Origin of the sequence: Flavobacterium sediminis, from assembly GCF_003148385.1 — a bacterium.
GTDB classification, from domain to species: domain Bacteria; phylum Bacteroidota; class Bacteroidia; order Flavobacteriales; family Flavobacteriaceae; genus Flavobacterium; species Flavobacterium sediminis.
In genome coordinates this window covers 1,566,770-1,587,557 of sequence record NZ_CP029463.1, presented here as the reverse complement: position 1 = coordinate 1,587,557, position 20,788 = coordinate 1,566,770, and the positions used below count along the sequence as shown (strand labels likewise).

23 protein-coding genes and 1 pseudogene are annotated in these 20,788 nt (G+C 35.2%); 8 read left to right on the top strand and 16 right to left on the bottom strand.

All coding sequences use genetic code 11. The features are described from left to right. Positions 1-65: 65 nt before the first annotated feature. The 6 genes and pseudogenes from DI487_RS07350 to DI487_RS07320 form a co-directional block, all read right to left on the bottom strand. Positions 66-1,670, bottom strand: a complete 1,605-nt coding sequence (locus DI487_RS07350) for a fumarate hydratase (protein ID WP_109569063.1) — start codon at positions 1,668-1,670, stop codon at positions 66-68. A gap of 449 nt (positions 1,671-2,119) precedes the next feature. After that, positions 2,120-3,559 carry a nucleoside recognition domain-containing protein gene (locus DI487_RS07340; RefSeq protein WP_109569061.1) on the bottom strand — a complete coding sequence of 480 codons (1,440 nt, stop codon included), beginning with the start codon at positions 3,557-3,559 and terminating at the stop codon, positions 2,120-2,122. A 67-nt stretch (positions 3,560-3,626) separates the two neighbouring features. Then, positions 3,627-4,339: pseudogene (locus DI487_RS07335) on the bottom strand (3'-5' exonuclease). Between the two features lie 25 nt (positions 4,340-4,364). Beyond that, entirely contained in the window at positions 4,365-5,522 is a 1,158-nt protein-coding gene (locus tag DI487_RS07330; RefSeq protein ID WP_109569060.1) for a serine hydrolase domain-containing protein, read from the bottom strand. Between the two features lie 81 nt (positions 5,523-5,603). Then, positions 5,604-6,077, bottom strand: a complete 474-nt coding sequence (locus tag DI487_RS07325; protein ID WP_109569059.1) for a methylated-DNA--[protein]-cysteine S-methyltransferase — start codon at positions 6,075-6,077, stop codon at positions 5,604-5,606. 64 nt (positions 6,078-6,141) lie between these two features. Next, positions 6,142-6,618, bottom strand: a complete 477-nt coding sequence (locus tag DI487_RS07320; RefSeq protein WP_109569058.1) for a DUF1573 domain-containing protein — start codon at positions 6,616-6,618, stop codon at positions 6,142-6,144. A gap of 113 nt (positions 6,619-6,731) precedes the next feature. Between DI487_RS07320 and DI487_RS07315 the strand changes: the two genes are divergently transcribed. Further along, the gene (locus DI487_RS07315; RefSeq protein WP_109569057.1) at positions 6,732-8,003 is read left to right on the top strand and encodes a sensor histidine kinase; all 1,272 of its coding nucleotides are present in this window, start codon (positions 6,732-6,734) and stop codon (positions 8,001-8,003) included. After that, positions 7,996-8,685, top strand: a complete 690-nt coding sequence (locus DI487_RS07310) for a response regulator transcription factor (RefSeq protein WP_109569056.1) — start codon at positions 7,996-7,998, stop codon at positions 8,683-8,685. Before DI487_RS07315 ends, DI487_RS07310 begins: the two co-directional genes overlap by 8 nt. Here DI487_RS07310 and DI487_RS07305 read toward each other — a convergent pair. Next, positions 8,682-9,113 (bottom strand): c-type cytochrome, encoded by a 432-nt coding sequence (locus tag DI487_RS07305; RefSeq protein WP_109569055.1) that lies wholly within the window; start codon positions 9,111-9,113, stop codon positions 8,682-8,684. The genes DI487_RS07310 and DI487_RS07305 overlap by 4 nt on opposite strands. Positions 9,114-9,265: 152 nt before the next feature. Between DI487_RS07305 and DI487_RS07300 the strand changes: the two genes are divergently transcribed. Beyond that, entirely contained in the window at positions 9,266-10,252 is a 987-nt protein-coding gene (locus tag DI487_RS07300; protein ID WP_109569054.1) for an HU domain-containing protein, read from the top strand. 101 nt (positions 10,253-10,353) lie between these two features. After that, positions 10,354-10,863 (top strand): acyl-CoA thioesterase, encoded by a 510-nt coding sequence (locus tag DI487_RS07295; RefSeq protein WP_109569053.1) that lies wholly within the window; start codon positions 10,354-10,356, stop codon positions 10,861-10,863. A gap of 184 nt (positions 10,864-11,047) precedes the next feature. On the opposite strand, the gene DI487_RS16025 is transcribed toward DI487_RS07295, so the two are convergent. The 3 genes from DI487_RS16025 to DI487_RS07285 all read right to left on the bottom strand — a co-directional run bounded on the left by DI487_RS16025 (position 11,048) and on the right by DI487_RS07285 (position 12,287). Next, a complete protein-coding gene (locus DI487_RS16025) occupies positions 11,048-11,200 on the bottom strand; it encodes a hypothetical protein (RefSeq protein WP_170108183.1) in 153 nt (50 codons plus the stop codon). 114 nt (positions 11,201-11,314) lie between these two features. Then, on the bottom strand, positions 11,315-11,950 hold the full coding sequence (locus DI487_RS07290) for a hypothetical protein (protein ID WP_109569052.1): 636 nt from the start codon (positions 11,948-11,950) through the stop codon (positions 11,315-11,317). Between the two features lies 1 nt (position 11,951). Continuing rightward, entirely contained in the window at positions 11,952-12,287 is a 336-nt protein-coding gene (locus DI487_RS07285; protein WP_109569051.1) for a PadR family transcriptional regulator, read from the bottom strand. A gap of 186 nt (positions 12,288-12,473) precedes the next feature. Between DI487_RS07285 and DI487_RS07280 the strand changes: the two genes are divergently transcribed. Beyond that, on the top strand, positions 12,474-13,526 hold the full coding sequence (locus DI487_RS07280) for a ferredoxin--NADP reductase (RefSeq protein WP_109569050.1): 1,053 nt from the start codon (positions 12,474-12,476) through the stop codon (positions 13,524-13,526). 29 nt (positions 13,527-13,555) lie between these two features. Here DI487_RS07280 and DI487_RS07275 read toward each other — a convergent pair whose 3' ends face one another. Next, positions 13,556-14,593: a glycosyltransferase family 9 protein gene (locus DI487_RS07275; protein WP_109569049.1), complete on the bottom strand. Its 1,038-nt coding sequence runs from the start codon at positions 14,591-14,593 to the stop codon at positions 13,556-13,558. Positions 14,594-14,600: 7 nt separating this feature from the next. Further along, positions 14,601-15,206, bottom strand: coding sequence for a DUF4254 domain-containing protein (locus tag DI487_RS07270; RefSeq protein ID WP_109569048.1), 606 nt, complete (start codon positions 15,204-15,206; stop codon positions 14,601-14,603). A 71-nt stretch (positions 15,207-15,277) separates the two neighbouring features. Here DI487_RS07270 and upp point away from each other — a divergent pair, with 71 nt between their 5' ends. Next, a complete protein-coding gene (gene upp / locus DI487_RS07265; RefSeq protein WP_109569047.1) occupies positions 15,278-15,931 on the top strand; it encodes a uracil phosphoribosyltransferase in 654 nt (217 codons plus the stop codon). Here the strand turns inward: upp and DI487_RS07260 are convergent. After that, positions 15,926-16,855 (bottom strand): hypothetical protein, encoded by a 930-nt coding sequence (locus tag DI487_RS07260; protein WP_109569046.1) that lies wholly within the window; start codon positions 16,853-16,855, stop codon positions 15,926-15,928. The genes upp and DI487_RS07260 overlap by 6 nt on opposite strands. A 46-nt stretch (positions 16,856-16,901) precedes the next feature. Between DI487_RS07260 and DI487_RS07255 the strand changes: the two genes are divergently transcribed. After that, positions 16,902-17,132: a DUF6341 family protein gene (locus tag DI487_RS07255; RefSeq protein WP_109569045.1), complete on the top strand. Its 231-nt coding sequence runs from the start codon at positions 16,902-16,904 to the stop codon at positions 17,130-17,132. A gap of 57 nt (positions 17,133-17,189) precedes the next feature. Here DI487_RS07255 and purD read toward each other — a convergent pair whose 3' ends face one another. Further along, positions 17,190-18,461: a phosphoribosylamine--glycine ligase gene (purD, locus tag DI487_RS07250; RefSeq protein ID WP_109569044.1), complete on the bottom strand. Its 1,272-nt coding sequence runs from the start codon at positions 18,459-18,461 to the stop codon at positions 17,190-17,192. A 133-nt stretch (positions 18,462-18,594) separates the two neighbouring features. Between purD and DI487_RS07245 the strand changes: the two genes are divergently transcribed. After that, on the top strand, positions 18,595-19,905 hold the full coding sequence (locus DI487_RS07245) for a phenylacetate--CoA ligase family protein (protein ID WP_109570630.1): 1,311 nt from the start codon (positions 18,595-18,597) through the stop codon (positions 19,903-19,905). A gap of 5 nt (positions 19,906-19,910) precedes the next feature. On the opposite strand, the gene DI487_RS07240 is transcribed toward DI487_RS07245, so the two are convergent. After that, the gene (locus tag DI487_RS07240) at positions 19,911-20,669 is read right to left on the bottom strand and encodes a glycosyltransferase family 2 protein (protein WP_109569043.1); all 759 of its coding nucleotides are present in this window, start codon (positions 20,667-20,669) and stop codon (positions 19,911-19,913) included. After that, positions 20,669-20,764 carry a hypothetical protein gene (locus DI487_RS16605; protein ID WP_317046289.1) on the bottom strand — a complete coding sequence of 32 codons (96 nt, stop codon included), beginning with the start codon at positions 20,762-20,764 and terminating at the stop codon, positions 20,669-20,671. Before DI487_RS16605 ends, DI487_RS07240 begins: the two co-directional genes overlap by 1 nt. Positions 20,765-20,788: the final 24 nt, after the last annotated feature.

Here is a 20,788-nt window from a genome sequence, read left to right as displayed (position 1 = left end):
AAGACCTATTAGCTTACACTAACAGGTCTTTTCTCTATATTCTTTTGTCTTTCTTCTAAAAAAATTTATTTCAAATCAGCAAAGAAGTCGTTTCCTTTATCGTCCGTAATAATAAATGCGGGGAAATCTTTCACGGTAATTTTACGAACCGCTTCCATTCCTAATTCCGGGAAATCAACAACCTCAACATTCAAGATGTTTTCTTTAGCTAAAATAGCTGCTGGTCCACCTATTGAACCCAAATAAAATCCGCCATATTTTGTACACGCATCCGAAACTTGTTTCGAACGGTTTCCTTTGGCTAACATCACCATACTTCCACCGTGTTTTTGAAACTCCTCTACATACACATCCATACGTCCGGCAGTTGTGGGTCCAAAACTTCCCGATGGCATTCCTTCCGGAGTTTTAGCAGGTCCGGCATAATAAACCGGGTGATTTTTGAAATATTCTGGCATAGGTTGTCCTGCATCTAGCATTTCTTTAATCTTAGCATGTGCAATATCACGAGCAACAATTACCGTTCCGTTTAATTTCAAACGTGTTTTAACCGGATATTTAGTCAATTCGGCTAAAATATCTTGCATTGGTCTATCCAAATCAACAGTAATTGGTTCTTCCAAATGTGGCGCAACTTCCGGCATAAATTGTCTTGGATTGGTTTCCAATTGCTCTAAGAAAATACCGTCTTTATTAATTTTTGCTTTGATATTTCTATCGGCAGAACACGAAACGCCTAACCCAACCGGACAAGAAGCAGCGTGACGCGGCAAACGAATGACACGAACGTCATGCACAAAATATTTACCACCAAACTGCGCACCAATTCCGCTTTCGTGACAAATTTGTTTTACTTTTTCTTCCCATTCTAAATCACGGAAAGCTTGACCGCCCATGTTTCCGGAAGTCGGTAAATTATCATAATATCCGGCAGATGCTTTCTTAACCGCAGCTAAAGTCGCCTCAGCAGAAGTTCCTCCAATAACCAAAGCCAAGTGGTACGGCGGACAAGCCGATGTTCCTAAATCTTTGATTTTAGTTTTTACAAATTCCGTTAAGGTTTTCTCGTTCAACAACGATTTGGTTTGTTGGTACAAAAATGTTTTATTGGCAGAACCTCCGCCTTTTGCCAAAAACAAAAATTCGTACGAAGCTCCTTTTTTAGTATAAATATCAATTTGAGCCGGTAAGTTTGAACCTGAGTTTTTCTCTTCAAACATGCTGATGGGCACAATTTGAGAATAACGTAAATTTTTCTTTTGGTAGGTATTAAAAATACCTTTCGACAACCATTCGGCATCATCCGTTCCGGTGTACACACTTTCCCCTTTTTTAGCCACAACAATTGCTGTTCCGGTATCTTGACATGACGGCAACTGCCCTTCTACCGCCACCGAAGCGTTTTCTAATAAATTGTACGCCACAAAACGATCGTTATCCGTTGCTTCCGGATCGTCTAAAATGTTTTGTAAACTTTTCAAGTGTTTGGTACGAAGCATAAACGAAACATCTGTCATTGCTTCTTCGGCTAAAAGCTCTAATCCTTTGGGATCAACCACCAAAATTTCACGATCGCCTAATTTTTCGACAGTAACGTAATCTGAAGTAATTTTTTTGTATTGCGTATCGTCCTTTTCAATAGGAAACGGCTCTTGATATATAAAATCCATTGTGTTTGTGTTTTGTTGCGTAAAGTTAAGGATTCTATATTTTTGAGAAAAAGTTTTGTGTGGTTATTTGGTATATGTTTTTTAGAAGCAGACATTTTAGTTTACAACTCTACAGTCGTCCCGCTTTCGCCTGCACACGGTGCTTGGCTCTATCGGGGCTATGAAAAACTTGAGTTGTTTTAATTGAAAAGATTATGAGATTTCTTTTTCTTTTTTTAACGAATTAGAATCACAAAGCCCTAACTATTTAGTAAATATAAACTAATTGCAATAATTAAAACTGTTATTAAAAAGCCTATTCTGTTGTTCCAGTTTTCCATTTTAATCTGATTAAATGGCTTTTTACCAAGATAAAGAATCCATTTAAAGGCAATACCAATCCATCGGAAACTATTAAAAATAGCATCTTGAAATCCAGTTACAATAATATCCTCAAAAAAACTCATCTCCTAAAAAAACCAACTTGCCACAAAAATGGCTGTTAACACACAAATCAAATCAACCAGTAACATCATCCAAAGCGTGTAACGCGTATCCTTGATATTTACTGAACCAAAGTAAACCGCTATGACATAAAACGTGGTTTCGGCACTACATTGAAAAATACAACTCAAACGTCCGGCAAAAGAATCGGGACCATAAACACGCATAGCATCGATCATAAATCCGCGCGAACCACTGGAAGCAAACGGACGCAACATGGCAACCGGTAACGAATCGATAATTTCTTTATGAACGCCTAAATGCGAGAAAATAAAAGCAATTCCGTAACTTATCAATTCAAATAAACCGCTATTTCTAAACAAAGAAATCGCTACTAACATTCCCATCACATAAGGAAAAATCATAGCGCCTGTTTTTAAACCATTGTTAGCACCTACCACAAAAGTGTCGAACAAATTAGTATTCTTTTCAATAAACTTCTTTTCGTTTACAAATGAAAAAACCAAGGTAAAACCAATAATTACCAACAATAAAACACCAGATAAATTGGCCGTAAAATAATTTTTACCAATTAAATCTAATGTGTTTACATAAAACAACAATCCAACAATTGCCCCAATCAAAGCCATTAAACCGGCAATCAGAGAAGCGCTTTTGAAATTAATACGTTGTCTTATTCCAACCAAAATAAAAGCCGCAATCGTCCCCACGAAAGACGTAATGATACAAGGCAACATTACATCGGCCGGATTAGCAGCATTTTCAGCAGCGCGATAGCCAATAATGGATGTCGGAATTAATGTTAACCCGGCTGCGTGCAAACACATAAACATAATTTGTGCATCACTGGCTTTGTCTTTATCGGGATTTATCTCTTGTAGTTTTTCCATGGCTTTTAAACCAAATGGTGTGGCCGCAGAATCAAGTCCTAAAAAGTTAGCTGCAAAATTCAACGTCATGTATGAAATGGACTCATGATTTTTAGGAATCGAAGGGAAAATTTTGGCAAATGCCGGACTCAAATAGCCAGCTAATTTTTCGGAAGCTCCTGAAATAATTAGTAATTCCATGATGCCGCAAAAAAAGGCTAAATAAGCAATTAACGGAATAATCAGATCCAACAAACTACTTTTGGCCATGGGTAACAAACCATCTGCCTGTTGTTTACCACTGTAGATTTTTACAGTTTGTTTGTTGTAAACATAAGTAGTGTCTGCATCTGTGGTAACTTTATTTAAAACAAACTCTTTGCTTTTTGATGCTTGTAAACTGTCTTGTACAAATTTCGGAACTTCGTTTAGATATTTTTCACCAATTAAAAGGGCTTCGCCTTGTTTTCCGTTCAATACATAATCAATGGAATAATATTGATTGGTAAATAATCCTGCAATAATAAATGTAATGGAACAAACGAATATAACGAGCCAAAATCTGCTTAAAACCATAAATTGAATTTTTGTAAAAGTATGAATTCAATAGCAATGTCAAAAATCAATTCCAATAACAATTTTATTATACATGCGTAATTTCCTCTTCAATCAATAAATCTTCTCTACGAAAACGAAGAAAGACCTGAGCTACGGCAATCACGTCTTTTTCACAATAGGTTATAATACGATCAATATCTTTTTCTATATAGTATACCCGAGCTACTTCACTACCATCGATATCGTCTTTGGGTGACGGAACACCTAAAACTTTGGTCAGTAATTTCAGTGATGTAAAATGTTTAAAATCACCAAATTTCCACAATTCCAGTGTGTCTAAATGTAGAACTTCCCATGGTTTTTTTCCGAATAAATTTAATTTATCCGGCAAAGCAATTCCGTGAATGATCATTCGCCTTGCAATGAAAGGAATATCAAATTCCTTAACATTATGTCCGCACATAACATGAGCAGCCGAGCCAAAATGATTGTTCAGCAAGTTAGCAAAATCCTGTAAAATCTTAGGTTCTTCTCCCAGAAACTAGTTACTCTAAAATTACGAATATCTCCTTTGTTTGTAAAGTACCCCACAGAGATACAGATGATCTTTCCGAATTCAGCCCAGATTCCCGCACGTTCATAGAAATCTTCTGCTGTAACCTCATCACGACGTTGGTATTGTGTTTTTTGTTCCCACAATTTTTGCGTTTCTTCATCCATTCCCATGTAGGAATCATATTGAGGAACAGTCTCAATATCGAGAAACAAAATATTATTAAGTTGAATTTTTTCGAGCATAATTTTTATAGTTGTGAAAGTTCAATTATTTCCGTTGTGCTAACATTTCATAAGCTTCATCTACATACACATACAGGTCATCACTATGCGGATCTGTTTCTGTTTGCAACCCTTTTATGTGCCCTAAACGCACAATAATTAAGTCGTCTTCCGGTATTACAATAACAAATTGCCCTAAATGACCGCGCATATAATACAGTTTTTTACCATTGATCGTATGCATCCACCAGCCATAACCATATTGCGGACTTTCCGGGAAACGAGGCGTTATACATTTTTGTACAAAAGCCGAATCCAGTAATTGCTGTCCGTTCCATTTTCCGTCTTGTTTCATCAACTTTCCGAAGCGAGCAAAATCACGGGCATTACTGGCAAAACAACAATATGCTTTTTCGATTCCGTCTCCTTCATGATCCAATTGCCAAAGTGCATCGTTCTCTGCTCCTAACGGTTGCCAAAACTCTTTAGACACATAATCTGAAAGGTATTCTCCGGTGGCTTTTTCAACACACATGGCCAGCAATTCCGTCGCTCCGCTTAAATATTTGAATGATTGACCCGGTTTCTCACTAACTTCCAATCCTAAAATAACATTCTTTAATTCATCGTCAAAATAAGCACGGGTTACAATAGAAAACGGACTGTAATAATGTTCGTCCCAACTTAACCCGGAAGCCATTGATGATAAATCTCCTACCGTTACATCTTTAGCATATTCGCCCTTTAACTCAGGAAAAAAGTCAACTACTTTTTGATCCAAACCCGTAATCTTTCCTTCCATTATGGCTTTTCCTAAAGCTAATGTTACAATACTTTTAGCCATTGAAAATGAATTGGATTTTGAATCCTTTCCATAACCGTCATAATAACTTTCATGCCAGATACTATCGTTTTTAATGATCATATAGGCAACCGTTTGTAATTCTTTATGCGTGTTTTCTAAAATTTTTGTCGCCGGAACGGAATTGTAATCTTTTGCGATTGCCCAAGGCTGTGCTACTCCTTTTTTAACTTCCCGATTCGGAAAATAATGGTAATCATCTAAAAAGGCTGTATCGTGTCCGTTAAAATAAACTGTTCGAACCGCTCGTAACAAGTAATCAACATTAAAGATATACATTAACAGTACCAGAAATAGTATCGGGATAATAGCCCACTTGGTAAGTTTATTGAGAAATTTCATGTTTTAAAAAAGTTTAAAAGACCACTAATACACGAATGTACTAATTTTTTGATTTATTTTAAACAGATTAAAACAAAGAATTCAGAAGAGTGTTTGTTGTTTTTCTTCCTGTTCATGTTCTAACAACCATTGTTTACGCCAAAGTCCGCCGGCATAACCGGTAAGTGAACCGTTTGAACCAATTATCCTGTGACAAGGAATTACAATCCATAGTGGGTTTTTTCCGTTTGCTGCAGCCACGGCTCTGATTGCTTTTACATCTCCCAAACGTTTTGATAGTTCTAAATAAGAAAGTGTCTTTCCAAAGGGAACTTTTAACAACTCTGTCCATACCTTTTGTTGAAATTCAGTTCCTTGCGGATTAAGTTTAAAGGTAAAATCTTTCCGAATACCTTTAAAATACTGTTCCATTTCTACAACTGCTTTTTCTAAGATTTGAGGAATATGTCCAGTAGGAGCTACATCATCATGCCCAATTGAAATTTCCGTGATGCCATGTTCATCTCCAATTATTTTAGTTATCCCTAAAGGTGTATAAAAATAAGCTGTCTCCATAAAATAAAAAAACCACCTTAAATATAAGGTGGTTCACTGTAAAGATATAAAAAAGTTGTTTTTATTACTTTAATAAGATTGATTTTTCTTCTGTTTCAGGTTTTTGAACTGTTCCTTTTATGATTAACACTTTAGGAGCAGCACCTTCTTCATTAGTTGTAACAGTAACTGTTTTGTGGAAATTTCCTGGGTGAGCTGCATTATAAGTAGCTGTAACAGAACCTTTTTCTCCTGGTTTAACCGGAGTTTTAGTGTAGTTAGTTGCAGTACAACCACAAGATGGTTTTACATTCGTTACTAAAATCGTTTGTTTCGAAGTATTCGTAAATGTAAACTCATAAGAAACCGGTTTCCCTTTTTCAATTTCACCAAAATCATGAGTATCGTTATCCCATTTCAAGTCAGACTGTTTTGTTGCCTTAGCTGCTGCTGCCATAGCAGGCTTTTGTTGAACTGTCATTTTTTTTGCTGTAGCCGGTGTTTGAGCAAATGATAATGCTGAAACAAATAAAGCCACTAAAGATAATTTTAAAGCTTTCATATTTACAATTTTTAGTTATTATTAATTTTGTTTCACAAATTTAAAAAAACAAATGGTAGTTTTGTTGTTAACCAAACCGTAATGATTGTTAACGACTTGTTAACAGGGTAAAAATGAAAGTAAATAAACTAAATATCGTAATCTTCATAGGGCTACTGGCTATTATAGGAGTTATTATAATGCAACTCTTTTTGTTAAGTCAGGCTTACAACTTTGAAAGAAAGGAACTCGATCAAAGAATTCATTTTGCTTTACAGGATGTAGTTCGGAAGATCTATAATGACAATCAATCGAACCTCCCTATTACCAATCAGATCAAAAAAGTATCTGACAACTATTATATTGTTAATGTTGATGATGTTTTTGAAAACAACATTCTGGAACATTATCTGAGAACGGAATTCAATAAAGTAAAGCTCGATCAGGATTTTGAATATGCCATTTACAACTGTGCAACGGATGATATGGTATATGGGAATTATATTTCTGCCAACGGTAAGCCGCAAAAAAAATGTGAAAATTGCTTCACTAAAAAGAATGAGCTCATTTATTATTTTGCTATCCGCTTTCCGAAACTAAAACAGACCTACGCGAATGATCTAAAACAATACTGGATATTTACTTTTGTTCTGATCGTTGTTTTAGTTATCTATGTTTATTCCGTTATATTGCTACTAAAGCAAAAACATTACACAGCTTTACAAAATGACTTTATCAACAACATGACGCACGAGTTCAAAACACCGTTGTCTTCCATTCTTATTGCTTCAAACTACGCGAATTCACAAAAAGAAATTTCAAGCAACAAAAAATTAAGCCGTTATATTCAAATCATTATTGATCAAAGCAATAAATTAAACCAACATATTGAACAAATCTTATCTTTAGCTAAAGCCGACAGCAATCAAATCCAATTACAAAAGAGTTGGATAGATCTGGAAAAAACCTTAGATCTCATTAAAGAAAACATCAGCTTAAAACATCATAAAGAAGTTTCCTTTGTGTTTAAAGACACCATAAACATCGAAATATTTGCTGATGCTTTTCACTTTTACAATTTACTTTTTAATTTAGCTGACAATGCTGTTAAATACGGAAATGACACCCCTGAAATTTCAATTGCAGCACAAAGTGAATCCAAATATTTAAAATTAATTATTTGTGACAACGGACCGGGGATTCCTAAAGAAGATCTGCCTTTTATTTTTGATAAATTTTATCGCGTAAATCGCAAAGACAATGAAGAAGTAGAAGGTTTCGGGATAGGTCTGGCTTATGTAAAAAAGATTTGTGAATTACACCATTGGCATATTACGGCCAAAAATTCAGAATCCGGATTGTGCATTGAAATAAAAATACCTCTTAAAAATATCAGCAATGGATAAAAAGAAAATCTTGTATGTAGAAGACGATGAAACACTGGCTTTTTTAACAGCTGATAATCTGGAACAACACTTTGATGTTGTTCATTGTAATACCGGAAAAAAAGCATTCGATCTTTTTTGTCGGGAAGATTTTGATTTATGTGTTTGTGATATTATGCTTCCTGAAATGGATGGTTTTGAACTGGCTACTGAAATACGAAAACGCAATGCCGATATTCCGATCATATTTTTATCGGCAAAGACTATGAAGGAAGATCGTATTAAAGGGCTAAGGCTAGGTGCTGATGATTATTTAGTGAAACCCTATTCTATTGAAGAGCTGATTTTAAAAATTGAAATTTTCTTAAACCGTAGTCAAAAATACAACGATAAGGCACCTAAGGCTTACACTTTCGGGCATTTCACTTTTGAGCCGGAAAATTATTTGTTGTCACTGCCCGATAAAGAAATTACCTTAACGGAAAGAGAAGCCGCTTTGCTGAAATTCTTTTTAGACAACCCGAATACCGTTCTGAAGCGTGAAAAGATATTAACCTCTTTATGGGGAACAGATGATTATTTTTCGGGCAGAAGTTTAGATGTTTTTATTTCCAGATTACGAAAGATCTTTAAAGAAGAAACCCACGTTAGGATTGAAAATATTCCGCGCGTGGGCTTTAAAATGGTTATAGATGATTATTAAAAACTTTTAATATAGGCTTCTAAAGACTGTAACTCCTCATCGGTCATTTGTTTCGTAATAGCAAAATTAGCTTTCATCACTTCAAATTGCGTCGGATCGACCAACGGATCTGCTTCTCCTTTTAAGAAAGTAACAATACTGGCGTCTTTAGCTTTGTAGGTCGCTGATATATCCTTTAAACTTGGTCCGATAACCTTTGTTGAAGGCTGATGGCACGAAACGCAAGTTCCTTTTCCTTCAAAAATTTCTTTTCCCTGATCTGCTAACGGATTGGATTCTGTGACTGGTTCTGATACTGTTTCAGTTGTTGTTTCGGTAGCAACAGGCTCTTCCGTTGCTTTGCCAAATGGCTCTGCTTCTTTTTTATCGCCACAACTAACCAGTGCAAGAACAGCTAATGCAGCGAAACTTAATTTAACTTTTTTCATTTTGTTTTGTATTTGCAAACTAACACTCAAAAGTAATATGATTTAGTAAAATAAAAGGTGACTTTTGTCACACAATCTGCATTTTTAAGAATTGTTAATAAAATTTGTTGATAAAATTTTGAAGAGCGTATTGTTTCCTTAATTTTGTATTTATGATGATTGAAAAACATATATCTGATTTACTGTATCGCTATCAATGCGTTACGATACCCGGGTTCGGTGCATTTGTTACAGAAATTGTATCGGCTCAGGTTAACGGTAGTGCTGCTACTTTTCTTCCGCCCAGAAAAATAATCTCTTTTAATCCGAATATTAAAAACAATGATGGCTTATTGGCCAATCATATTGCACAACGGGAAAAAATCACGTTTGAAAAAGCTGTTGCGTTATTAACTCAAAAAGCGAATTCTTGGATTGCTGAATTACAGCAACACAATAGTGTTTCTTTTCCTAATATCGGAAATATTAGTGTAAACGGTGAAGAATTGAACTGGATTTTTACTCCTATTGATTCTGTGAATTACTTAACTTCTTCTTTTGGATTAACCAGTTTTATTTCTCCTGAAATTAAGCGCGAAGTTCTTAAAGCCATCGAAGAACAACCTGTTTTTGAAAAAATAGAGACAAGTACCACACTAGTTAAGGAAGAGGAAGAAGATACAAAAGTAATACCTTTTGAACCGGTCGCAACTAAAAGAAATTTCGGTTTCGCCAGATATGCTGTTGCATCAATAGCCTTACTTGCTGCTATGGGAACATACGGCTATAAAATGTATTATGACCAACAAATAGCAACTAAAACTCTGATCGTTCAAAAACAAGTTCAGGAAGAAGTTCAAAAAAAGATTCAGGAAGCCACTTTTGTTATTGATGTACCCGAACTATCCGTTTCGTTACCGATAGCTGAAGAAAAGATGCCTTACCATTTAATTGCGGGAGCGTTCAGAAGTGAAGAAAATGCAGACAAAGCTGTAAGGCTATTACAAGAACAAGGTTTCCAGCCTAATAAATTAAATCGCAATAAATATGATTTAATTCCTGTTACCTACGGTAGCTATAAAACTTTAGAAGAAGCCGAAGCAGAAAAAGTTAAACTTCAAAAAGAAGTCAATGCAGAGGCTTGGTTATTTATTGAATAATATTCTATCCCAATATTTTTACAGAAAGACAAGGTTATTGACCTTGTCTTTTTTATTTCCTCATAAAGTCGCTACCATTTTTTATCTTTGTCAAAAAAACTATGAAACCTAAACACCCTTCGGATTCCGTTACTATTCTAACAGATCTGGTGCTGCCGGGAGAAACTAATCCGTTTAACAATATGTTTGGCGGAGAACTCTTAGCCCGTATGGACAGAGCAGCCAGTATCACTGCCAGCCGTCATTCCGGCAGAGAATGTGTTACGGCATCTGTAAATCATGTCGCATTTAACTCCCCTATTCCGTCCGGAAGTATTGTTTCTGTAGAGGCTAAAGTGTCACGCGCATTTAATACATCATTGGAAATCTTTATTGACGTTTGGTGTGAAGACCGCAAATCAGGCAGCAGAATAAAAGCTAATGAAGCTATTTATACTTTTGTTGCTCTTGATGATGATGGAAATCCTGTTTCTATTCCGGCAATAGAGCCTGAAACGGAATTAGAGAAACAACGCTTTGAAGCTGCTTTGAGACGAAAACAACTTAGTTTAATTTTATCCGGTAAAATGAAGCCTCAGGATGCAACTGAATTAAAAGCTTTGTTTGCTTAATTCCATAACATTACAGAGGGGCAAAACATAAATTTTCAGGTTCTAAATCATCTATCTTTAAAAAGAAAGACATCACCAATAGCCATGTAAAAAAACAATCAAAATTGGTGCTGTGCTAAAAAGGAAAAGCTTCCAGAACCTGGAAACTCGATAAACTTTCATAATATCTAAATTGAAACGTTAATTATAAAGAATATTCCGGATAAGTTTCTTTTAAATAGATTTCTACTTTTGACGGAATTTCAAATAAAATGATATATTCTAAAAGATAAAACAATACAATAAAAACACTGAAAAAAAGAGTCTTTAGTATTCCAATTTCTGATTTTCTTTCCATTGTGCTTCTATGTATTTGCCAAATGATCTACTAATTCCGTTTGCAAATCATACCTTTCTACATGATACTGATATGTAAATTGATACAAGCGATCAATCTGTTCCGATGTTAGTTTCATAGTTCTACGTATTGTTTATATTCTCTCTCCAGGGTTAAGCTTGTTTGGTATACAACCCATGAATATACAATGATTAAAGCAAAAAACACCATTCGGATATATTCAGAATCAATGTGTTTATCTACCCTAAAAACATAATTCAACAAATAGGTTGACAGTGCATAAAACCCAATCATTTTATCGACAACAGCTATTCTTTTAAATCTGTATTTTCCGGAAAAGTTTTTATAGAGATAAACCAAAGCCAATCGTATAATGAAAACCATATAGACAACACTATATACGTCAAAACTTAAATCACTGTCCCACAAAAAATTTATCCCGAACAATAAAGCCAAAGAACCAAATGCTACCAAAATTGTTGAGGGTAAATAAAATCTTTTTAGCAAAATTCTCTTTGCCTTATTCCCTGCTCTTTTTGTTGCTTCCGAATTTATTTTTTTAAACAATTTCCCTTTGTTAAAGATAAAATTTTCGAAAGCCTCTTCAAAATCAACATGTTCTGCTTTCATTTTTTCCTCCACAGCAGTTGCCACATGATCGACCATCTCCATACGAATATCGTAATAAACAACACCGTTATTTTGTAAATAGTTGTCTACAAGCACAATGTTTTCTTTCGTTAACTTCATCTCAATAACTCAATTTAGGGTTCACAATAGTTTGCATATTCTTAATAAACTCCTCCAGTTCAGCCAGACGATTTACTGTTTCTTCCGAACCTTTTTCTGTGAGCTTGTAATATTTTCGCAGTCGGTTGTCTACCTTTTCTACCTCAACATCCAACAAGCCTTCTGCCTCCAGTTTGTGCAACGCCGGATACAATGCACCTTCTGTGATATGGAGTTCTCCTTTTGTAATTTCCTTTACTCGCTGCGTAATCTCATAGCCATACATTCTGCCGTTCTCTTCAAGCAACTTCATAATGATGGTATTCAAACTCCCTTTGTACAATTGCGAATTTTTCATTTGTATTCTTTTTTAGGCATCCCGTTTGTCTATTATATTTACGGAAAATGCTACTTTCATCTCTAATGCAAAACAAATGTATACATAAAAAACTTATGTATAATGATCTTAGGTATAGTTTTCTGATTTTTATCATATAATAAAAAAATAGTTTCCTTAATTTTGCCATTTAAAAATTATATTTTAATGTCGTCATTTTATAAACTCAGCATAAAAGAAGTAAAAAGAGAAACCCCTCAAGCTGTTTCTATTTCCTTTAATATTCCTGCCGAATTAAAAGAACACTACACTTTTGTAGCCGGACAATATGTAACTGTAAAATTAACGTTAGACGGACAAGAGATCCGTCGTGCTTATTCTATTTGTTCTTCACCAAAAAGCGGTGAATTACGAATTGCAGTAAAAGCCATTCCTAACGGACTGTTCTCTACTTTTGCCAATGAAAAACTGGTTGCAGGAAATGTTTTAGAAGTAAGCCAACCTGAAGGTAAATTTACCTTTGAACCGAATGTTGATAAGCAACGTAATTTAGCTGCATTTGCTGCAGGAAGTGGTATTACGCCTATTTTATCTATCATTAAATCCGTTTTAGAAGAAGAACCACGCAGTTCATTTGTTTTACTTTACGGAAACAAAAACCCTGAAGAAACTATTTTTCACGAGGAGATTTCTCAATTACAAGAACAATATTTAAGCCGTTTCTTTGTACATTATGTATACAGTCAGGCTAATATTCCGGGCGAACACTTTGGTCGCATCGACAAGCCCAATATCAACTTCATCATTCGCAACAAACACAGCGAAAAAACATTTGATAAATTCTTCCTTTGCGGACCGGAAGAGATGATTAAAACAGCTAACGACGTTTTAAAAGAAAATCATATTCCTGAAAAAAGTATCAAATACGAATTATTCACTACTTCCGATAGCGGAAATGAAAAAGTAGAAAACCTAGAGGGTAAAACTAAGATTACTGTTTTACTGGATTATGAGGAAACTACTTTTGAAATGGATAAAAGTCAAACGCTTTTAGATGCTGCCGTTAAAAAAGGATTAGATGCTCCTTATTCTTGCCGCGGTGGTGTTTGTAGCAGTTGTATTGCCCGTATTAAAAAAGGAACTGCCGAAATGAAGAAAAATGAAATCTTAACGGATAAAGAAGTAGCACAAGGATTAACATTAACCTGTCAGGCACACCCTACATCAAGCGAGATAGAAGTGGATTATGATGATGTATAAACACAAAACACATAAAAATAAAAAAGGAGCTATTTAAGCTCCTTTTTTATTTTTTCTACTACAGTATCCGGTTGAATGCTTCGCATAGCATCTTCATAGCCTTCCACTTTTTTATTTCCGTAAACTGATGTTGGCAACAACGGATATTGTGTTCTATCAGCCGTAATACAAAAATCATCCGGTTGGTTAAAAGGCTTAAATCCGGCATACGGATGTGTAGCACCCCAAAGTGTAATCACTTTTACACCAAACATGGCTGCAATATGAGCATTTCCGCTATCCATGGATAGCATCACATCCATATTAGAAATCAGATCAAGTTCTTGTTTAAATTTCAATTTTCCGGCAACTACTACCCCATTTTTATATTGGTTTTGTAATTGATTCAATTTTTGTATCTCAGCTTCGCCGCCGCCAAAAAGGAATATAGTATTCTTCTGATCCTTTGCTAAAGCATCCACCACTTGTTGCATCAGATCCTGCGGATATACTTTGGTTTCATATTGTGCAAAAGGTGCAATTCCTATCCAATTTTGTTTTTTTTCTCCTGTAACTGCAAGAATTTCTGTTGAAAGTTTCGCTTTATCCGGAAATATCGGATGCTCTAAAGAAATAGAAAAACCTAATCTTTCAAAGGTATCAACATGTCTTTCAACCATCGATTGTACCGGAGCAAAAACCTTATTCTCAACACGTGTCAGGGCCTTTTTATCGGCTCTGCCTTTATCAGTTGCAGCGACTTTCTTTCCGCTTAGTGCAAATAAAGTCCGTACCACTTTTGAGCGTAATACATTGTGCAGATCCGCAACGGCATCAATCTTTAATTGGCACAAATCGAAAAACAAACGCAATAACCCTACAAAACCTTTATGCCGCCCTTTTACATCAACACCGAAAAAAGTGACATTCGAAATTCCGTCAAAAAAAGGCGCAAAAAACGGTCGGGAAACCACTGTGATTTTAACTTCGGGATATTGCAAAGAAAAAGCTCTCAACACGGGAACCGTCATTGCGACATCGCCCATAGCTGAGAGCCTGATAACTAAAATATGTTTAGGCTTAGCCATCCAATATTTACTTCTTATTTTGATACAACACCGGATTCAATTCCTCGTCGTTATACATTTTCATTTGTTTGTACACCTTCATGTATTTGTCTCCGTTCTCAATATCTGTCAACAATTCGTTAATAGAAGTGTACATATCACTTTTTTGCTCCAAAAGAACATTCAGTTTTTCCTGGCATTTTGCACGATGCTCTGCTGTAGCTTCTTCACGATTAGCTTCTTCGCTCATGTGGTAAATCTTTAAAGCCAAAATAGACAAACGGTCAATGGCCCAAGCCGGACTTTCCGTATTGATTTTAGCATTCGGTTTTACCTGAACATCCTTGTATTTTTGAAGAAAGTAGCTGTCAATAAATTCTACCATATCCGTACGAACCTGGTTTGAAGCATCTATCTTGCGTTTTAGGTCTAATGCTGCCACCGGATCAATTTGCGGATCACGAATAATGTCTTCATAATGCCACTGTACTGTATCTACCCAATTTTTAGCATATAATAAATATTCTATAGTGCCTTTTTCATACGGATTCTTAACCGGTTGGTACACATCGTCAATTATATGATAGTCTTTAATAGATTGTTCAAAAATGGGAAAAGCAAATTCTGCAAACATGATTTTAAATTTTATTTACAAATATAGTTTTTATACTTTTATCCTTGAAAACATTTCATAACTTTTGACTTATGCACATTCATTATATCTCAGAACAAAACAGTATTTTAAATCATTTTTTAACGCAATTGCGCGATGTTTCCATTCAGAAAGACAGCATGCGGTTCCGTAAAAACATTGAACGCATTGGCGAAATTATGGCTTACGAATTGAGTAAAACATTAGATTATAAAAATATTGATGTTCAAACTCCGTTAGGCGTGAAACACACCACAACTATTGCTGAGCCAGTGGTTTTGTGTTCCATTTTAAGAGCCGGATTAGCACTACATCAAGGTTTTATGAACTTCTTTGACGATGCTGAAAACGGTTTTGTTTCTGCCTATCGTCATCATTATGACAATGATGATAAGTTTGAAATTTTAGTAGAATACCAAGCAGCTCCGTCTTTTGAAGGTAAAAACCTGATCCTGATAGATCCTATGCTGGCCACCGGACAATCCTTAGTGGCTGTTTTAAATCAACTGCATCTGGAACAAAAACCAAAAGAGATCCATATCGCTGTAGTCATTGCTGCTCCGGAAGGAATTCAGTTTTTAAAGGAAAACCTACCCGAAAATTGTCATTTATGGGTAGCGGCACTTGACGATCATTTAAATGCTAAAAAATATATTGTTCCGGGATTAGGCGATGCCGGAGATTTAGCTTACGGCAGTAAGCTATAAAGAGACCACAAAAAATACAATTCCTAAAAGGAGCAACACATCAAAAACGACTTCTTTTAGGATATTGTTCTTTATTCCTTCAAAAAAATTACTTCCCATAATAGAAAGCGGTGCCAGACTAAAGAGCAAACAACTGTTATTCTTATCTGCCGAAAACACATAGATAGCAACACCTAACAGAAATGAAAAAATAAGTTTTTTAAACGATGTTTTCATATTCAATGGTTTTCCCTGTAACGTAAAGATCATGTTGAAAAAAAACAAAAGTGCTATTGATGAAAACAATGCCAGTGCGATATTCTGATAAACACTTTCAAAATAGGTAAAATCGAAGCTAAAGAACGATTGGTTCAATAAATGAGGTAGTAATTGGTTACCCATCATTAAGTTTACCATAGAGAACAGGATCCCTACTGTAAAACAAGCTATAAAAGGGATGATCCAATTGCGATAATCTCCTGACGCATGCAAAATAATTGCAATAAATACCAATGCAATATAAAGTATACTCCAAAAATGGAACAAGGTTGCCAAAAAGATCCAAAATGAAGCATCAAAAATTTTCTCTTTTGTGGCAATTAATGATTTTAAAGATATTAAGCGTCTGAGTGCCAGCAATAAAAATAAATTCGAAATCAGGATCTCTCCGTTTTGAAAAGTCTTCGGAAAAAATAAGAGAAAGATCAGAAATAGTGCAATGGCATAGTTGTTACCTTTCGTTAAACTGTTCTTTACCGAAATGAAATCAACTAAACCGATACTGAAAACAATAACCGAAAAATACAATGTAAAATACCCTACTGAAATTAGGCCTTCTGTAAAAAGATCGTTGCTAAAAAAGTATAAAAAAGAACATACAAGCAGGACAACCCCTAATAATAAATAATTTAATGGTCTTGTTTTGCTAAAAATACTTGTAATCATCAGGATATTTTATATTTTTGTGGTGTAAATATAATACATTATAAAGATGAAATCGTTTTTTGAGGCTATACAATCATTGTTTGTTGACTTTTTACTAAAACCTTATGATGCATTAAGAGCACTAGAATTAGAAAACTGGTGGACTGCTAATACAATTAATTGGATCTTTATGATTATTTGTTGTGTAGCATTCGTTTACTGGATGAAACAATTAAGTATTTTTAAAGCAAACAGTGAAGATGAGCAAGATACAACAGCTCACTCTTTCTTGAAATAATAAAAAAAGTCCCGAATAAAAATTTCGGGACTTTTTTTATTGTCTTTGGTTTTACTCTTATAAATCAAAACCAATGTCTTTTCTAAAATACATTTTATCAAAAGCTATTGTATCTATGCTGCGGTAAGATTGTGCTATAGCTTCTTCATAGGTTTGCCCATAAGAAGTAATGGCTAAAACACGACCTCCGTTTGTAACAACTTCACCCTCTTTTAAAGTTGTTCCGGCATGAAACACAATTGAGTTGGCTACCTTTTCAATGCCTGTAATTGTTTTTCCTTTTTCATAGTCTTCCGGATAACCTCCTGACACCATCATTATTGTTGTTGCTGCTCTTTCATCAATTTCTAATGAAATTTTATCTAATTCCTGTCTAGAAATTGCTTCAAAGATTTCAACCAGATCACTTTTCAAACGAGGCATTACTACTTCCGTTTCCGGGTCACCCATTCGAACATTATATTCAATTACAAAAGGATCATCACCAACTTTAATTAAACCTATAAAAACAAAGCCTTTATAATCCATGTTGTCTTTCTGCAAACCGGCAACTGTTGGTTTTACAATTCTATCCTCAATTTTAGCTAAAAATTCAGGCGTTGCAAACGGAACCGGAGAAACAGCTCCCATACCTCCCGTATTCAATCCGGTATCGCCTTCCCCTATTCGTTTGTAATCCTTTGCTGTTGGTAAAATCTTATACGATTGTCCATCTGTTAAGACAAAGCAGCTCAATTCGATCCCACTTAAAAATTCTTCGATAACTACTTTAGCACTGGCAGAGCCAAATTTAGCATCGACCAACATGTTCTTTAATTCTTCCTTAGCTTCAGCTAAATCATTTAGAATCAAAACTCCTTTTCCGGCAGCCAGACCATCTGCTTTTAACACATAAGGAGCATTCAATGTTTCTAAAAATGCATAACCTTTTTCAACGGTTTCTGCTGTAAAGCTTTCATAACGAGCCGTCGGGATATTGTGTCTTACTAAAAACTCTTTAGCAAACTCCTTACTTCCTTCTAATTGTGCAGCGTATTTTGACGGGCCGATCACCGGAACAGAAACCAGATCTGCATCATTTTTAAAAAAATCATATACTCCGTTAACTAGCGGATCCTCCGGTCCTACTACTACCATTTCTATTTTTTCTGCTAAAACCAGTTGTTTTACTGCTTCAAAATCATTTGGATTAATAGCTATATTTTTAGCAATCAGGGCTGTTCCGGCATTTCCGGGAGCAACAAAAAGTTGGCTACATTTATTGCTCTGTAACATTTTCCAAGCCAATGCGTGCTCGCGACCGCCCGAACCTAAAAGAAGAATATTCATCGTGTTGTGTTGTTTTTTAATCTGAATCGTTCAGATAGTGTTGTTAATTCTCTGCAAAAATACATTTTCTAAAGAAGAAAGAGAAAAGAAATTTTTTACCATAATTTTTATACTTTTGGGTAAACCCAAAGCAATGCTGAAACTATTTGATCTAAGCTTAAAATTAAACGGCTTTCCTATTGCCAAAGCACAAGAAGAATTTGCTTCATTTACAGCAGTTTCAGCAGATGATTACCCAGAATTTATTGAAAAACGAAAACAAGCTATTGTCGATTTTCATTTGAAGCACAATACTTTTTACCGCAATTTAGCAGGCAACGAAACCTTTACTTCCTGGAATCATTTACCCGTTTTAGCTAAAAAACATCTTCAAAAGCCTTTAGTTGAAAGACTTTCTGAGGGATATACCGAAAAGACCGTTTTTGTGAATAAAACTTCCGGTTCAAGTGGCGACCCATTTGTTTTTGCCAAGGATAAACATGCTCATGCTTTAACCTGGGCTTCCAATATGTATCGCTTTGGTTGGTTTGGCATTGATTTTAATTCGTCGTATCAAGCACGGTTCTATGGTATTCCTTTAGATAAAACAGGTTATTACAAAGAACGATTTAAAGATTTTTTAAGTCACCGTTACCGATTTCCTATTTTTGATTTATCAGACAAGGTTTTGGAAGGTGTTTTAGAACATTTTAAAACTAAAAAATTTGACTACATCAACGGTTACACCAGTTCGATTGTATTGTTTGCCAAATTTTTACAACAGCGCAACATCATTTTAACCGAAGTTTGTCCGACTTTAAAAGTCTGCATGGTGACTTCGGAAATGTTATTTGAAGAAGACAAAAAGTTGTTAGAAACGTATTTAGGAGTTCCTATTGTAAACGAATATGGCGCTTCAGAATTGGATTTGATTGCTTTTCAAAATCCACAAGGCGAATGGCAGGTAAACAGTGAAACCTTATTCGTAGAAATTTTAGACGAAAACAACCAACCTGTTCCATACGGCACGGAAGGAAAAGTAGTGATTACATCTTTAGACAATAAAGCCCATCCTTTCATTCGTTATGAAATAGGCGATATGGGGATTCTGGATGAAAAAAGCACTGCTAAAAAACCTATTTTAAAAAAACTAATCGGTAGAACCAGTGACATTGCTTTGTTGCCAAGTGGCAAAAAATCGCCCGGACTAACCTTTTACTATGTAACCAAAAGCATCATTGAAGACGACGGGAATGTAAAAGAATTTATTGTCCGCCAGAAGACCTTGGATTCCTTTGAGATTGATTATGTAAGCGAAAACGAATTGACTTTGAATCAAATTACAGAAATTGAAAAAGCTATTGCCAAGTATTTAGAACCCGGATTGCATTTTACCTACAACAGAAAAGAGATTTTAAAACGAACAGCCAGAGGAAAGCTAAAACAATTTCAAACGGAACTATAACCAGATTACTTTGTGAAACGGGGCTTGACCAACAATTGGTGAATCAAAAACAAACCTGTATTGAAAGCAGCTTTCAACGGATTATTGCCATGAAAATCTTTATAAATGGTATAATTGTACTTAATCAATTTTACTTTGGATGACGAAACAGAATTTTTTCGCACACGATAATAAGCTAAACTTTCCGGAACCGGTTTTACCTTACCAATTTTTTTAACCAATGTAAGCCATAAGATCCAATCCTGGCGTTTTTTGATGCTTGCTATCGGAATTTTACCGAAAAAATCAACAGAATAGATACCTGTTAAGTTACCAATCCAGTTGCAATAAAATAATTTAGAATAGGTAACCTCTAAAGGTGCTGTAATTTCTTTTTGCAGGCTATTTCCTTCTTCATCTATCTGTTCATAGAAAGAAAATGTCATCGGAAGATGTTCTTCCTCCATAAATTGAAGTTGCTTCTCCAGTTTTTCCGGTTTCCATAAATCATCTGCATCTAAAAAAGCGATATAATTTCCCTGAGCTTGTTGAATAGCAAAGTTACGAGCTACACCCGGTCCTGAATTTTCAGCCAATTGGAAAACTTTTATACGCGTATCCTGCTTAGCAAAAGACCGGAGGACGGAAACCGTATGATCCGTTGAAACATCGTCTACCAGAATTAATTCCCAATGAGTATGTGTTTGTTTTAAAACCGACTGAATGGTTTCTGCAACAAATTTTTCTGCATTAAATGTGGGTGTTATAACAGAGACTAATTTCATTAGTATGCTTTTTCTTCTCCTCTCACAGCATTTGCGATGGTCATTATAATGATCTTAATATCCAACAAAATAGACCAGTTCTCTAAATAAAAGATGTCGTATTTTACCCTGTTGATAAT

What these genes read in the sequence shown, in the direction of transcription:
- DI487_RS07350 (WP_109569063.1), bottom strand. Translation starts at nt 1,670, where the DNA reads ATGGATTTTATATATCAAGAGCCGTTTCCTATTGAAAAGGACGATACG.
- DI487_RS07340 (WP_109569061.1), bottom strand. Translation starts at nt 3,559, where the DNA reads ATGGTTTTAAGCAGATTTTGGCTCGTTATATTCGTTTGTTCCATTACA.
- DI487_RS07330 (WP_109569060.1), bottom strand. Translation starts at nt 5,522, where the DNA reads ATGAAATTTCTCAATAAACTTACCAAGTGGGCTATTATCCCGATACTA.
- DI487_RS07325 (WP_109569059.1), bottom strand. Translation starts at nt 6,077, where the DNA reads ATGGAGACAGCTTATTTTTATACACCTTTAGGGATAACTAAAATAATT.
- DI487_RS07320 (WP_109569058.1), bottom strand. Translation starts at nt 6,618, where the DNA reads ATGAAAGCTTTAAAATTATCTTTAGTGGCTTTATTTGTTTCAGCATTA.
- DI487_RS07315 (WP_109569057.1), top strand. Translation starts at nt 6,732, where the DNA reads ATGAAAGTAAATAAACTAAATATCGTAATCTTCATAGGGCTACTGGCT.
- DI487_RS07310 (WP_109569056.1), top strand. Translation starts at nt 7,996, where the DNA reads ATGGATAAAAAGAAAATCTTGTATGTAGAAGACGATGAAACACTGGCT.
- DI487_RS07305 (WP_109569055.1), bottom strand. Translation starts at nt 9,113, where the DNA reads ATGAAAAAAGTTAAATTAAGTTTCGCTGCATTAGCTGTTCTTGCACTG.
- DI487_RS07300 (WP_109569054.1), top strand. Translation starts at nt 9,266, where the DNA reads ATGATGATTGAAAAACATATATCTGATTTACTGTATCGCTATCAATGC.
- DI487_RS07295 (WP_109569053.1), top strand. Translation starts at nt 10,354, where the DNA reads ATGAAACCTAAACACCCTTCGGATTCCGTTACTATTCTAACAGATCTG.
- DI487_RS16025 (WP_170108183.1), bottom strand. Translation starts at nt 11,200, where the DNA reads ATGGAAAGAAAATCAGAAATTGGAATACTAAAGACTCTTTTTTTCAGT.
- DI487_RS07290 (WP_109569052.1), bottom strand. Translation starts at nt 11,950, where the DNA reads ATGAAGTTAACGAAAGAAAACATTGTGCTTGTAGACAACTATTTACAA.
- DI487_RS07285 (WP_109569051.1), bottom strand. Translation starts at nt 12,287, where the DNA reads ATGAAAAATTCGCAATTGTACAAAGGGAGTTTGAATACCATCATTATG.
- DI487_RS07280 (WP_109569050.1), top strand. Translation starts at nt 12,474, where the DNA reads ATGTCGTCATTTTATAAACTCAGCATAAAAGAAGTAAAAAGAGAAACC.
- DI487_RS07275 (WP_109569049.1), bottom strand. Translation starts at nt 14,593, where the DNA reads ATGGCTAAGCCTAAACATATTTTAGTTATCAGGCTCTCAGCTATGGGC.
- DI487_RS07270 (WP_109569048.1), bottom strand. Translation starts at nt 15,206, where the DNA reads ATGTTTGCAGAATTTGCTTTTCCCATTTTTGAACAATCTATTAAAGAC.
- upp (WP_109569047.1), top strand. Translation starts at nt 15,278, where the DNA reads ATGCACATTCATTATATCTCAGAACAAAACAGTATTTTAAATCATTTT.
- DI487_RS07260 (WP_109569046.1), bottom strand. Translation starts at nt 16,855, where the DNA reads ATGATTACAAGTATTTTTAGCAAAACAAGACCATTAAATTATTTATTA.
- DI487_RS07255 (WP_109569045.1), top strand. Translation starts at nt 16,902, where the DNA reads ATGAAATCGTTTTTTGAGGCTATACAATCATTGTTTGTTGACTTTTTA.
- purD (WP_109569044.1), bottom strand. Translation starts at nt 18,461, where the DNA reads ATGAATATTCTTCTTTTAGGTTCGGGCGGTCGCGAGCACGCATTGGCT.
- DI487_RS07245 (WP_109570630.1), top strand. Translation starts at nt 18,595, where the DNA reads ATGCTGAAACTATTTGATCTAAGCTTAAAATTAAACGGCTTTCCTATT.
- DI487_RS07240 (WP_109569043.1), bottom strand. Translation starts at nt 20,669, where the DNA reads ATGAAATTAGTCTCTGTTATAACACCCACATTTAATGCAGAAAAATTT.